Below are 12,827 nucleotides of genomic sequence, written 5' to 3'. Positions count from 1 at the left end.
GCCCGCCGGAGCACCACTCGCCCGAAGGTGCCGCCAGGAGTTCCGCCATGTCTGTTGAACCCTCGCTCGACCATCGCACCACCGCCGAGCCGACCCAGTCCGCCGCGACCCGCGAGACGCTCGAGGACTACACCCTGCGGTTCGCGCCGCGCAGTTACCGCCGCTGGTCGACCGGCGTCGTCGCCGTCTCGGCGCTCGGCGGTATCGCCTACCTGGCCGACTTCGCGATCGGCGCGAACATCGGCATCGCGTACGGGACCACCAACGCGCTGTGGGGGATCGGCATCTTCGCGGTGGTGATCTTCGCGACCGGGCTGCCGCTCGCGTACTACGCCGCCCGGTACAACATCGATCTCGACCTGATCACCCGCGGCAGCGGCTTCGGGTACTACGGCTCGGTCGTCACGAACGTGATCTTCGCGTCGTTCACGTTCATCTTCTTCGCGCTCGAAGGCTCGATCATGGCGCAGGGGCTGGAACTCGGGCTCGGTGTGCCGTTGTGGCTCGGGTACGCCGTGTCCACCCTGGTGATCTTCCCGTTGGTGATCTACGGGATGAAGGTGCTGTCCACGCTGCAGGTCTGGACCACGCCGCTCTGGCTGATCCTGATGGTGCTGCCCTTCGTGTACCTCGTCGTCTCGCATCCGGAGTCGGTCTCGACCTTCCTCGACTACGGCCCCGATGCGAACTTCGGCTCGATGCTGCTCGCGGCCGGTGTCTGTCTGTCGCTGATCGCCCAGATCGCCGAGCAGATCGACTACCTGCGCTTCATGCCGCCGAAGACCCCGGAGAACTCGCGCCGCTGGTGGACCGCCATGCTGCTCGCCGGTCCGGGCTGGGTGATCTTCGGTGCGCTGAAGCAGGCGATCGGTCTGTTCCTCGCGGTCTACGTCATCGCGCAGGTCGACAACGGCGCGGCGATCGCGAACCAGCCCGTGCACCAGTTCCTGGAGATCTACCGCGGGTTCCTGCCGGCCTGGCTCGCGATGACACTGGCCGTCGTACTGGTCGTGATCAGTCAAGTAAAGATCAACGTGACGAATGCGTACTCAGGTTCACTCGCATGGACGAACTCGTACACAAGGTTGACTCGTCATTACCCAGGTCGACTCGTCTTCTTGGCAATCAACCTGTTGATCGCGCTCGTGCTGATGGAAGCGAACATGTTCGACTTCCTCAACACGATCCTCGGGTTCTACGCGAACTGCGGCATGGCGTGGATCGTGGTCGTTGCCTCCGACATCGTCTTCAACAAGTACCTGCTGAAGCTGTCGCCGCTGCACCCCGAATTCCGCCGCGGCATGCTGTACGCCGTCAACCCGGTCGGCTTCGTGTCGATGGGTGTCGCTGCCGGAGTCTCGATCCTGGTCTTCTTCGGCGGACTCGGCGACGGCATCAAGCCGTACTCCCCGCTGGTCGCAATCGGGCTCGCGCTGGTCCTGCCGCCGGTGTTGGCCGTGATCACGCGTGGCAAGTACTACCTGCGCCGTACCGACGACGGCCTCGACCTGCCCATGTACGACGACCACGGCAACCCGTCAGGCGACGTACTGACGTGTCACGTCTGTCGGCAGGATTACGAGCGCCCCGACATGGCCGCCTGCCTGACCCACGACGCCGCAGTCTGCTCGCTGTGTCTCAGCACCGACAAGGTCGCCGACCACGTCCTACCATCGCACTCATGAACTTCACCCCGTCCGACGTGGAGAAGCTGCTCCTCTCCGTGGCCGGCATGGTCGCCCGCGACCGGCTGGCCCGGGGAGTCCTCCTCAACCACCCCGAAGCCGTCGCACTGCTGAGTACCTGGGTCATCGAACGAGCCCGCGAAGGCGCCACCGTCGCCGACCTCATGCACACCGGCCGCGAAGTCCTCACCCGCGACCAGGTCATGCCCGGCGTCGCCGACCTCCTCCACGACGTCCAGATCGAAGCCACCTTCCCGGACGGCCGCAAACTCGTGACTATCCACAACCCCATCATTTAAGGCGGCCGCGATGACAGAGCCGAGTAGACTTAGTCAGGAAGAGCAGGGGACGCACACAGCCGCAGTCGCCCCGGCCGATGCCCCCGGAGCGATCCGCGTCCGCCCGGGCACCATCGTTCTCAACGCCGATCGCACTCCCGACGAACGCTTGCGACTGGTGATCGTGAACACCGGCGACCGCCCCATCCAGATCGGCTCCCACCTACACCTCCCCGACGCCAACACCGCCCTCGCCTTCGACCGCGAAGCCGCCACCGGCTACCGCCTGGACATCCCCTCCGGCACCTCCCAACGCTTCGAACCCGGCGCCTCCCGCGAGCTCAACCTGGTAGCCCTCAAAGGCGCCCGCCTCGTCCCCGGAATCCAGGTGAAGCCTCGTGGTTGAGATTTCTCGGGCTGCTTATGCCGCCTTGTACGGGCCGACTGTGGGGGATCAGGTTCGGTTGGCTGATACCGATCTTTGGATCGAGGTGGAGGAGGACCGGACTGCTGGGGGTGAGGAGGTTGTGTTCGGGGGCGGGAAGTCGATTCGGGAGTCGATGGCTCAGGGGACGGCTACTCGCGCGGAGGGGGCGCCGGACACCGTCATCACGAACGTGGTGGTGCTGGACTGGTGGGGGATTGTTCGGGCTGACGTGGGGATTCGGGATGGGCGGATCGTCGCGTTGGGGCGGGCGGGGAATCCGGATATTGCGGATGGGGTGCATCCGCAGTTGCGGATCGGGCCGTCCACCGACGTGATTGCGGGTGAGGGGCGGATCCTGACCGCGGGTGCTATCGACTCGCACGTGCACCTGTTGTCGCCGTCGCAGCTGCACGAAGCGCTGGCGACTGGGATCACCACGGTGGCTGGTGGTGGGACGGGACCGAGTGAGGGGTCGAAGGCAACGACCGTCACACCCGGTGCATGGCATCTCGAGCAGATGCATCGGAGTCTGGATGCGTTCCCGCTGAACATTCTCTTGCTGGGCAAGGGAAACACGGTGAGCGCGGAGGCTCTCGCCGAGCAGGCGCTGGCGGGCGCGGCTGGGTACAAGGTGCACGAGGACTGGGGTTCGACGCCGGCTGCGATCGACACCGCCTTGCGCGCGGCCGACGACTGGGGTTTGCAGGTCGCGCTGCACGCGGACAGTTTGAACGAGGCCGGGTTCGTGGAATCGACGCTCGGCGCGATCGCGGGCCGCTCGATCCACGCGTTCCACGTCGAGGGCGCGGGTGGCGGACATGCGCCGGACATTCTGTCGATCGCGGCGCACCCGCATGTCATCCCGGGCTCGACCAACCCCACCCTGCCGCACACGGTGAACACGGTCGCCGAACACCTCGACATGCTGATGGTCTGCCATCACCTGAGTCCCGACGTACCGGAGGATCTGGCGTTCGCGGAGTCGCGGATTCGCGCGACCACGATCGCGGCCGAGGACATCCTGCACGACCTGGGTGCGTTGTCGGTCACGTCGTCGGATGCGCAGGCGATGGGCCGGATCGGCGAGGTGATCACGCGGACCTGGCAGGTCGCGCACGTGATGAAACAGCGGCGCGGTCAGCTCGACGGCGGGTTGCCGGCCGACAACGAGCGCGCCCGGCGGTACGTCGCCAAGTACACGATCAACCCGGCGGTTGCCCACGGCATCGATCACGAGGTCGGTTCGGTGGAGGTCGGGAAGCTGGCGGATCTGGTGCTGTGGGATCCCCAGTACTTCGGGGTTCGGCCGCGCGTCGTGATCAAGGGCGGCGCGATCGCGTGGGCCGCGCTCGGCGATCCGAACGCGTCGATCCCGACACCGCAGCCGGTGCTGATGCGGCCGTCGTTCGGGGACGCGATCGGGGCGGATCTGTCGGTCACGTTCGTGTCGCCGGCTGCCCTGGACGACGGGCTGGCCGGGCGACTCGGGTTGCGTCGGCGACTCCTCGGCGTACGGCCGACGCGGTCGATCGGGAAGGCGGACATGAAGAACAACTCCGCGCTCCCGTCGATCGACATCGACCCGGAAACGTTCGCCATCGCGGTCAACGGCGAGCCGGTCGAACCCTCCCCCGCGACGGTCCTCCCGCTCGCCCAGCTCTACGCGATGTTCTGATGAGCCCACTCGCGTTAGCCGGTAATTTTTGGGCGCCATATGACCAAAATCTTCCGACTAACGAGTTGCCAACCGCGGCCGCCTGGGTTTGCCCGGATGGGCTGGCGCGGCTAGTCGACGGACGCAGGCTGCGCCGCCCCCAGTACGGCGGGCGCGGTCGACGGACTCGCATGTCGTGTCGAGGCGCAGTCGGCGATTGCCGCGATCGGTCGACGCACATGCGTCGGCGCGAGATGCGTCGGCCCGCGGTGGGTGGTTCCTGGCGGGCTGGTGGGGAGTCGCGTTGGCCGGCGGTGGGTGGTTGCAGGTTGGGTGCGGTTGGGCTTGGGCTGGCGGACCGCGACCGGGCCGTTCGTGGGGTGGTGGGGTGAGTTCGCCCGAGGTGGTTGCGTTGATGCTGGCGGATGGGCGGTTGCCGACTGGCGGGCACACGCAGTCGGCGGGACTCGAGCCGGCGGTTCGTGCGGGATTGGGTGCTGACGGCAAGCAGTTGGCCGATGTCGGCGAGTACGCTCGCGATCGCCTGCGGACCGTGACGCGGATCGAGGCCGCCGTCGCCGTACTCGCTCGGCACCATGTCCCGAGGACCCTCGAAGCAGGTCCGGACCTGGAGGCCATCACAAATGGCCCGACGGAGGTGGCTCAGGCGGTGGCGGGCGAGGAAGCCGCAGTTGTGATGGCTCGCAGGTTCGCACAGCTTGAGTCGGCGTGGGCTGCGCGGACGCCGAGCCGGGCTTTGCGGACGGCGTCGCGGCGGCAGGGGCGTGCGTACCTGCGGCTGGCTGAGCGGGTTTGGCCCGAGACGCTGCGGTACCTGCCGAGGGACGGCGAGATCGCGCGGCCGATCGTCATTGGCGTAATCGGAGCGGTGACCGGGTTGTCGGCCGAGCAGGTCGCGCGGTTGGTGGCGTACGACGACGCGCAGACCGTGGTCGCCGCCTCGCTGAAGTTGCTGCCGGTCGATCCGGCCGGGGCGGTCACCTGGTTGGCCGCGTTGCACGACGACATCGAACGGCTCGTCAACGACGTCGCGCCGCTGACCGACATCGAGAAGATTCCCGCCGGCGGCGCACCCCTGATCGATCAGTTCGCCGAGCAGCACGCCATCGAGAGAATGAGGTTGTTCCATGCCTGACACGACACGGCCTGCCACCACGACTCGTTCGTTCCGGCTCGGTGTCGCCGGACCGGTCGGGACCGGGAAGAGTTCGCTGATCGCGACGGTCTGCCGCGAACTCGCCGACGAACTCCGCCTCGGCGTGATCACCAACGACATCTACACCGACGAGGACGCGCGACTGCTCCGCTCCGCCGGCGTGCTCGACCCGGAGCGGATTCGCGCGGTCGAGACCGGTGCCTGCCCGCATACCGCGATCCGTGACGACGTCACGCCGAACCTGATCGCCGTCGAGGATCTCGAACGCGACTTCGCCCCGTTGGACGTCGTACTGGTCGAGTCCGGCGGTGACAACCTGACCGCGACCTTCTCCCCCGCGCTCGTCGACGCGCAGATCTTCGTGCTCGACGTGGCCGGCGGTGGTGATGTCGCGCGCAAGGGCGGGCCGGGTATCGCGCGGGCGGACCTGCTCGTGGTCAACAAGACCGACCTCGCCCAGTACGTCGGAGTCGACGTACCGCAGATGGTCAAGGACGCCGAGGCTGCCCGCGACGGTAAGCCGGTGCTGGCGCTCTCCCGGCACGATCCGGCGTCGGTTGCGGGTCTGAAGGAGTGGGTGCTGGCGATGACCAAGGTCGTTCGGGACGGCGGTCACACGCCGGTCGACCCCGGCCCGATGGCACCGCATTCGCACGTCGACGAGAACGGCGTACTGATCTCACACACCCATGCCCACTCGCATTGAGGTTGTCGCTGATCCGGTTCGCGACCGTTGTGTGTTGATCACGGATCACCTGTCACCGCGGCGGCTCCCCGCGGCGCCCGGTGTCGTACGGGTCGCTCTCGTGGCGGCCGGCGCGCTGCTGCTCGCCGGTGACCACGTGCGGATCGAGGTCGTGGTGTCCGGGCCGATCCGCCTTGAGATCGTCGAGACGGCCGGGACGGTCGCGTACGCGATGCGTGGCGCGTCGGCGCGGTGGGACGTGGCGATCGAACTGACCGATGGCGCGAGCCTGCAGTGGTACGGCGAACCGTTCGTGGTCGCGGCGGATGCCGACGTCACGCGGTCCACGAGTGCGCAACTGGACGGCGGGTGCACGGCCGAGATCCGCGAGTCGCTGGTGCTCGGCCGGTACGGCGAGGTCGGCGGCACGTTGCGTACGCAGACCCGAGCGTGGATCGGGGCGGACCTGTTGCTGGCGGAGGACCTCGATCTCAGTCCCGAGAACCGCACGGGCTGGGCAATCCTCGGCCGAGCCCGCTGCCTCGACACCGTGACCGCCCTCGGCCACCGCCTACCCGAGGCACCGCACACCCTCCAACTGGAAGGCACCGGCTCAATCGCCCGCCGCCTCGTCCACCAGCAACACGAAAGCGACCTCGGCGGGACGTCGGGCGCGGTCGGCAGCGAGCCAGGGGCGGTCGGTCGCGCATCGGGTGCGGTCGGCGGTGTGTCGGGGGCGGTGGGGCGGACCGCCGGCACTCACTAAGTCTCCGGAACGCCGAGTTGTGGGCCCGCGCTGAGCGTGGGGGCCGGCGGAGGGCGGAGGTTGGTGAGTGGGGGCGGTCCGCCTTCGTGCGCAAAGCGGGCAGCGGCTGAGCCCGTCGAACTAGGATCTGCGGGTGCGCACACTTGATTCGGAGGCCGCGTTCGACCTTGCGGTGGAGCTGGCGACCAGTGGTGAACGGCGGATCCTCGGGATTTGTGGGGCACCGGCGGCCGGGAAGTCGACGTTCGCGGAGCAGCTTGCGGAGCGGTTGACGAAGGCGGGGCACGGGGTCGCGCTGGTACCGATGGATGGGTACCACCTGGCGCAGTCCGTGCTCGAGGATCTCGGGCTGGCGGATGTGAAAGGTGCGCCGCACACCTTCGACGGCTACGGGTTCGTTGCCTTGCTCAAGAGGTTGAAGGAGGCACCCACCGAGCAGATCTGGGCGCCGCGATTCGACCGTGGGCTGGAGGATTCGATTGCCGCCAGCATCGGAGTTGCTCCGGAGGTCAGCCTGGTCGTGACCGAGGGCAACTATCTGCTGCTCGATGAGATGCCGTGGGCAACTGTCCGCACGGTGCTCGATCAGTGCTGGTACGTCGAGGTTCCCGAAGAACTGCGTCATCAGCGACTCGAGGCCCGGCACATGCAGTTCGGACGCACTCAGGCGGAGGCGCACGAGCGCACATACGGCAGCGACGAACGCAACGCACAGCTGATCGCCGCGACGGCCGCCGCAGCGGACGCGATCGTCGAGCTCAGCTGACTCGTTCGATGAAGGCGGCGACGCCGTCCAGGTAGAGCTGCAGACCGAAGTCGAAGTCCTGGTCGCTCTCCTGCTCGAAGTCGCCCACCTCGTCGAAGACCCCCGCGTCCAGCACCCGCGCCAGCGCAGGCATCTGCCGCGGATCGATCACCCGGGACAGCGTCGCGCCGTACTGGCGGAACGCGTCCGGATTGTCGGCGAACCCCGCGGCCAGGTCCGTCGCCATCCGGATCTCGCCCTGGACGTACGTGATCAGGCCCATCGCGATGCCGACCTTGGCCTCCTCCGGCAGCCCGGTACCGGACAGCGCCCCGAGCGCGGAGTCGAGCCAGGCCAGGTTGTTCGGCCCAGCCGGTGGGCCGGAGATCGGCAGCCTCGCATACCAGGCGTGTTTGCGGACCGCGGTCATCACGCCGTCGGCCCAGAACGTCAGTCCGGTTCGCCAGTCGACATCGGCCGGCAGCGGTTCGGGTCGCTCTAGCGCTGCGTCCGACATCAGCACGAGCAACTCGTCCTTGCTCTTCACATGCCGGTAGAGCGCCATCGTCGAGTTGCCGAGCCGCTCGGCGACGCGCGCCATCGACACCGCGGCGAGATCGTTCTCCTCGTCGGCGATCTCGATCGCGGTCCGGACGATGTCGTCGAGGCTCAGCGTCGGCTTCGGCCCGCGCCGCGGGGTTTCCCGCAGTCGCCACATCAGGGCCACGTCGGCCGGCAGCTCGTCCACCGCCTCAGTCTAGGGCTTGCGAACCATCACTGCGTACCTGCTACGCTAATTAGCGTATTGGATACGCAGTGAGGAGGGGACCATGATCGTCGAGGCCACCGGGATCCGGAAGTCGTACGGCGGGACCGAGGTGCTGAGCGGGATCGACCTAGGTGTGCCGGAGGGATCCGTGCTCGCCCTGCTCGGCCCGAATGGCGCCGGCAAGACCACCGTCGTACGGATCCTGAGCACACTGATCCGCCCGGACGGCGGCCGCGCGACCATCGCCGGGTACGACGTTGTCCGGCAAGCGGCCGCGGTTCGCAGCGTGATCAGCCTGACCGGCCAGTACGCCGCGGTCGACGAGAACCAGACCGGCCGGGAGAACCTGGTGATGGTCGGCCGGCTGATGCATCTCGGCCGGGGCGGCGCACACCGTCGTACCGGTGAGCTGCTCGAGCAGTTCGGGCTGACCGATGCGATGGACCGCCGAGTGAAGACCTACTCCGGCGGGATGCGCCGGCGACTCGATCTCGCGATGAGTCTGGTCGGGCGGCCGCGGGTGATCTTCCTCGACGAGCCAACCACGGGGCTCGACCCGGGCAGCCGCTCGACGATGTGGGAGGCGATCGGCGAGCTGGTCCGGGACGGGACAACGATCCTGCTCACCACGCAGTACCTCGAAGAGGCGGACCGGCTGGCCGACCGGATCGTGCTGCTCGACCACGGCCGGGTCGCAGCGGCCGGTACCGCCGATGCGCTCAAGGCAAAGGTCGGCGGTGAGCGGGTCGAACTGCGGTTCGGTACCGAACCAGAGCTGCTGAAGGCGGCCGCCGTACTGGGAGCCCTTCACGCCGGTGACGTGCTGAGCGTCCCGTCCGACGGTACTGCGAAGCACCTGCATCACCTGCTGGACCTGCTGCGCGACAACGGTCTCCATCCGGAGCGTGTGTCCGCGCACCGCCCGACTCTCGACGACGTCTTCCTCGCGCTGACCGCCTAGGAGCTACCCATGTCACACCAGAGTGTCGCCGCCGCACTGTCGGACACGGTGACGATGATCGACCGCAGTGTGCGGCTCGCACGCCGCAACGTGGACACGCTGTTCGCAGCGATCCTGCTCCCGCTGATGATGATGGCGCTGTTCGTGTACGTCTTCGGCGGTGCAATCAGCACCGGCACGCAGTACGTGAACTACGTCGTCCCGGGCATGCTCCTGCTCACCACCGGGTACGGCGCCGCGTCCACCGCGATGGTGGTTGCAGACGACATGAACACCGGCATGATCGACCGCCTGCGCTCATTGCCGATCCACAGCTTCGCAGTACTCACCGGCCACGTCGCAGCGAGTGTTGCGCGCAACGCGCTGGCGACTGCGATCGTCGTACTGGCTGCACTCGCCATGGGCTTCCGGCCGAACGCCGGGGTCGGTGAGTGGCTCGCAGCGATCGGACTGCTGCTCCTGTACGTCGTTGCGCTGTCATGGCTGGCCGCTGGTCTCGGAGTGATCGCGCGGTCGGTGGAGTCGGCCAGCACGCTGAGTTTCTTCATGCTGTTCCTGCCCTACCTCAGTAGCGCGTTCGTACCGCCGGACACGATGCCTGCGTGGTTGCGGCCGATCGGTATGCACCAGCCGATCACACCGGTGATTGAAACGGTACGAGGGTTTCTGACCGGCACACCGGTTGGAAACAACGGCATCCGCGCACTCATCTGGTGCTCTGGTCTACTCCTGTTCTCGGTCGTGCTCGCGACTTCGTTGTATCGGAAGCGGACTCGCCGTTGAGCGCATGAAACGCACCGCTCAGCGGACAGCTTTTCGAGAGAACGCGAAATGGTTCGGACATGACCCCGCGACGTTGTTACTGTCCAAGTCCCCCCCAACGTGTGGAGGTCCCACTCCCCCCGGGACCCACACGGACAAGCGCCCCGGTCATCGACCGGGGCGCTTCGTTTTATCCAAGCTTTACAGGGAGTCCCGTGAGCCCGCGGGTGCGGATGGTGTCCCGCCAGCGCAGCTCCGACGGCGGTACGGCGAGAGTGAGACCCGGTGCGTGATCGAGCAGTGCGTCGATCGCGATCGCCACTTCCAACCGAGCGAGTGGTGCACCGAGGCAGTAGTGGATGCCGTGGCCCAGTGCGAGCTGTCCACCGGCCGCCCGGTCGAGATCGAACCGGTCCGCGTCGGGGAAGCGTTCGGCGTCCCGGTTGGCCGAGGCGAGCCCCAGCAGCACGGTCTCCCCGGCTGGGATCACCACACCGCCGATCTCGAGATCCTCGAGTGGGAAGCGGCGGATGGCGAGCGGCGCAGGACCGTCGTACCGCATCGCCTCTTCGATGGCAGCCGGGAGCAATGAGCGGTCCGCACGCACGCGCTCCCAGCGACTGCGGTCGTCCAGCAGTGCCAGAGTGGTGTTGCCGATCAGATGCACCACGTTCTCGTAGCCGGCGAACAGGATGAGGAAGATCAGCGACGTCAGTTCGTCGTCGCTCAGCCGGTCCTCCTGGTCGCGTGCTGCGATCAGGTCGCTGACCAGGTCGTCTCCCGGCACAGACCGCTTCGCTTCGATCAGTCCGGCGAAGAACCGCAGCATCGCGCCGATCGCAGCGCGCGCCTCGTCCGGTCCGGGCGGTGCCAGCATGGTGTCGGTCCAGGAGCGGAAGTCGGGCCGCGCCTCGACCGGTACGCCGAGCAGGTCGCAGATGACCGTGATCGGCAGCGGTGCGGCGTACTCGGTCACCAGATCGGCCGCACCGCGCATCGGCTCCAGCAGGGCGTTCGCCGTACGACGGATGGGGTCGCGCAGTGCGTCGATCCGGCCAGCTGTGAACGCCTTGGTGACCAGAGTGCGGATTCGGGTGTGGTCAGGCGGGTCCATGTTGAGCAGGTTGGCGTCCAGTGCCGGCGGGAGGCTCAGACCGCGGTAGTTGCCGGGCAGCGCGTTCCGCTTGTCCACGGACAGGCGCGGATCCGCGAGCGCGCGGCGGACGTCGTCGTACCGGGTGACGAGCCAGGACGGGCTCCCGTCCGGCCCGGCGATGCGGTGCACCGGTCCGGCGGTGCGGAGCGCGGCGTAGGCGGCGTACGGGTCGGCGGTGTCGATCACCGTTTCAAATTATCTGAGTAGTGGTGTCAATTCCCGGGGTGCTGGTTCGACGTACCAGTAAGAGCAACCAGAGGAGAGGGTCAGGATGAACGCCACCAACACCATGATCATCACCATGCTGGCCGAGGGAAACCCGGTCTGGTACGTCGCAGCGATGGTGAACATGCGCAGTCACGACGTGTACGAGATCGGCCACGCCGCTGGCTACCCGGACAAGACCAAGCTGCGGTGCGCACTGCTGGCCGCCCGCCGCGCCGCCTAGGCTGACCGTGTGGAGCCTGTGAGCGTTGTCGACTATCACACCGCTGGAGAGCCGTTCCGTATCGTCACTGCTGGCGGATCGGCGGTTCCGGGCTCCACAGTCGCCGAGCGGCGACTGACAGCACAGTCGAACGCGGCGATCGACGCCGTACGGCTGCTGCTCGTGAATGAACCGCGTGGGCACGCGGATATGTACGGGTGCTTCGTTGTACCGCCGGATGATGCAGGTGCTCATTTCGGCGTGCTGTTCTGGCACAAGGACGGCTACTCGACCGCATGTGGTCACGGGACGATCGCCCTGGGCGTGTGGGCCATTGAGAGCGGCCTCGTCCCCGCTACACCCGACGGCGACACCGACGTGGTGATCGACGTACCGTCCGGGCGCGTAGTGGCGCGAGTGACGTGCTCCGGCGGCAGAGTCGTCGGTGTGGCGTTTCAGAACGTCGCGTCGTTCGTACTGGCTCGTTCTGTGCCGGTAGCCGGCGTCAAAGCAGACATCAGCTTCGGGGGCGCCTTCTATGCGTCGGTACCGGCGTCATCCGTCGGTCTGACCGTCACACCGGACTGCTACGCCGACCTGGTCAAGATCGGCCGCGAGATCAAGTGGGCCCTGAACGACCTGGCAGTCCACCCGACCGACCCGCGCCTGAACGGGATGTACGGCACCATCCTGTACGACGACCTGGGTCCGCTGCACCAGCGCAACGTCGCGATCTTCGCCGACGGCCAGGCCGACCGCTCCCCCTGCGGCTCCGGCACGTCCGCCCGCCTAGCCCTCCTCCACGCCGACGGCCTCCTGCCACCCGGCACCACCCTGCTGCACGAATCAATCGTCGGTACGACGTTCCACGGCCGCGTGCTGTCAGAAACGTCCGAAGGCCTCCTCACCGAGGTTTCCGGCACCGCCCACCGCACCGGCACAGCCACCTTCACCCTCGACCCGCACGACCCCCTCGGTACCGGATTCACCCTGCGCTAACGTCACTCCCATGATCTTCATCACCGCGAAGTTCCGCGTGAAGCCCGAGCACGCCGAGAACTGGCCGACCATCACCGCAGCCTTCACCGCCGCCACCCGCGCCGAACCCGGCTGCCTCTGGTACGACTGGTCCCGCTCCCTGGACGACCCGAACGAGTACGTCCTGGTAGAAGCCTTCGCCGACGACGAAGCCGCCACCGCCCACGTCACCTCAGCCCACTTCAAAGCCGCCCAGCACGACCTCCCACCGCACCTGGTAGAAACCCCGCGCATCGTCAACTTCAAGCTCCCCCAGGACAACTGGTCCGAACTAGGCGAACTAGCGGTCAAGTAGCT

General features: G+C 67.4%; 15 protein-coding genes. 13 read left to right on the top strand and 2 right to left on the bottom strand.

Annotated features, from left to right (window positions below; translation table 11 throughout):
• Positions 1–47: 47 nt before the first annotated feature.
• The 8 genes from ABD231_RS00565 (at position 48) to ABD231_RS00530 (ending at position 7,438) form a co-directional block, all read left to right on the top strand.
• On the top strand, positions 48–1,685 hold the full coding sequence (locus ABD231_RS00565) for a purine-cytosine permease family protein (RefSeq protein ID WP_344143890.1): 1,638 nt from the start codon (positions 48–50) through the stop codon (positions 1,683–1,685).
• The gene (locus tag ABD231_RS00560) at positions 1,682–1,984 is read left to right on the top strand and encodes an urease subunit gamma (RefSeq protein WP_344143888.1); all 303 of its coding nucleotides are present in this window, start codon (positions 1,682–1,684) and stop codon (positions 1,982–1,984) included. The genes ABD231_RS00565 and ABD231_RS00560 overlap by 4 nt, the downstream gene beginning before the upstream one ends.
• A 10-nt stretch (positions 1,985–1,994) precedes the next feature.
• Positions 1,995–2,369 carry an urease subunit beta gene (ureB, locus tag ABD231_RS00555; RefSeq protein WP_344143885.1) on the top strand — a complete coding sequence of 125 codons (375 nt, stop codon included), beginning with the start codon at positions 1,995–1,997 and terminating at the stop codon, positions 2,367–2,369.
• Complete coding sequence (locus ABD231_RS00550; protein WP_344143883.1) at positions 2,362–4,065, top strand: urease subunit alpha; 1,704 nt, start codon at positions 2,362–2,364, stop codon at positions 4,063–4,065. The genes ureB and ABD231_RS00550 overlap by 8 nt, the downstream gene beginning before the upstream one ends.
• A gap of 367 nt (positions 4,066–4,432) precedes the next feature.
• Positions 4,433–5,200: an urease accessory protein UreF gene (locus ABD231_RS00545; RefSeq protein WP_344143881.1), complete on the top strand. Its 768-nt coding sequence runs from the start codon at positions 4,433–4,435 to the stop codon at positions 5,198–5,200.
• A complete protein-coding gene (gene ureG / locus ABD231_RS00540) occupies positions 5,193–5,927 on the top strand; it encodes an urease accessory protein UreG (protein ID WP_344143879.1) in 735 nt (244 codons plus the stop codon). Before ABD231_RS00545 ends, ureG begins: the two co-directional genes overlap by 8 nt.
• Positions 5,911–6,672 (top strand): urease accessory protein UreD, encoded by a 762-nt coding sequence (locus tag ABD231_RS00535; protein WP_344143876.1) that lies wholly within the window; start codon positions 5,911–5,913, stop codon positions 6,670–6,672. The genes ureG and ABD231_RS00535 overlap by 17 nt, the downstream gene beginning before the upstream one ends.
• 133 nt (positions 6,673–6,805) lie before the next feature.
• Complete coding sequence (locus ABD231_RS00530) at positions 6,806–7,438, top strand: nucleoside/nucleotide kinase family protein (protein ID WP_344143874.1); 633 nt, start codon at positions 6,806–6,808, stop codon at positions 7,436–7,438.
• Here the strand turns inward: ABD231_RS00530 and ABD231_RS00525 are convergent.
• Positions 7,431–8,165, bottom strand: coding sequence for a TetR/AcrR family transcriptional regulator (locus tag ABD231_RS00525; RefSeq protein WP_344143872.1), 735 nt, complete (start codon positions 8,163–8,165; stop codon positions 7,431–7,433). The genes ABD231_RS00530 and ABD231_RS00525 overlap by 8 nt on opposite strands.
• Positions 8,166–8,247: 82 nt before the next feature.
• Here ABD231_RS00525 and ABD231_RS00520 point away from each other — a divergent pair, with 82 nt between their 5' ends.
• Both ABD231_RS00520 and ABD231_RS00515 read left to right on the top strand, forming a co-directional pair.
• On the top strand, positions 8,248–9,147 hold the full coding sequence (locus ABD231_RS00520; protein WP_344143869.1) for an ATP-binding cassette domain-containing protein: 900 nt from the start codon (positions 8,248–8,250) through the stop codon (positions 9,145–9,147).
• A gap of 9 nt (positions 9,148–9,156) precedes the next feature.
• A complete protein-coding gene (locus ABD231_RS00515) occupies positions 9,157–9,930 on the top strand; it encodes an ABC transporter permease (RefSeq protein ID WP_344143866.1) in 774 nt (257 codons plus the stop codon).
• Between the two features lie 169 nt (positions 9,931–10,099).
• On the opposite strand, the gene ABD231_RS00510 is transcribed toward ABD231_RS00515, so the two are convergent.
• Complete coding sequence (locus tag ABD231_RS00510) at positions 10,100–11,251, bottom strand: cytochrome P450 family protein (RefSeq protein ID WP_344143863.1); 1,152 nt, start codon at positions 11,249–11,251, stop codon at positions 10,100–10,102.
• Between the two features lie 85 nt (positions 11,252–11,336).
• Between ABD231_RS00510 and ABD231_RS00505 the strand changes: the two genes are divergently transcribed.
• From ABD231_RS00505 to ABD231_RS00495, 3 genes are read left to right on the top strand one after another with little or no spacing between them, the layout of a single operon-like run.
• The gene (locus tag ABD231_RS00505; protein WP_344143860.1) at positions 11,337–11,513 is read left to right on the top strand and encodes a hypothetical protein; all 177 of its coding nucleotides are present in this window, start codon (positions 11,337–11,339) and stop codon (positions 11,511–11,513) included.
• A gap of 9 nt (positions 11,514–11,522) precedes the next feature.
• Entirely contained in the window at positions 11,523–12,491 is a 969-nt protein-coding gene (locus ABD231_RS00500; protein ID WP_344143858.1) for a proline racemase family protein, read from the top strand.
• 10 nt (positions 12,492–12,501) lie between these two features.
• Positions 12,502–12,825 carry a putative quinol monooxygenase gene (locus ABD231_RS00495; RefSeq protein ID WP_344143856.1) on the top strand — a complete coding sequence of 108 codons (324 nt, stop codon included), beginning with the start codon at positions 12,502–12,504 and terminating at the stop codon, positions 12,823–12,825.
• Positions 12,826–12,827: the final 2 nt, after the last annotated feature.

The sequence above is a fragment of the Kribbella yunnanensis genome, assembly GCF_039529655.1.
GTDB lineage: Bacteria > Actinomycetota > Actinomycetes > Propionibacteriales > Kribbellaceae > Kribbella > Kribbella yunnanensis.
Note: the sequence above shows the minus strand (reverse complement) of the source record. Positions and strands in the feature narration are given on the sequence as shown.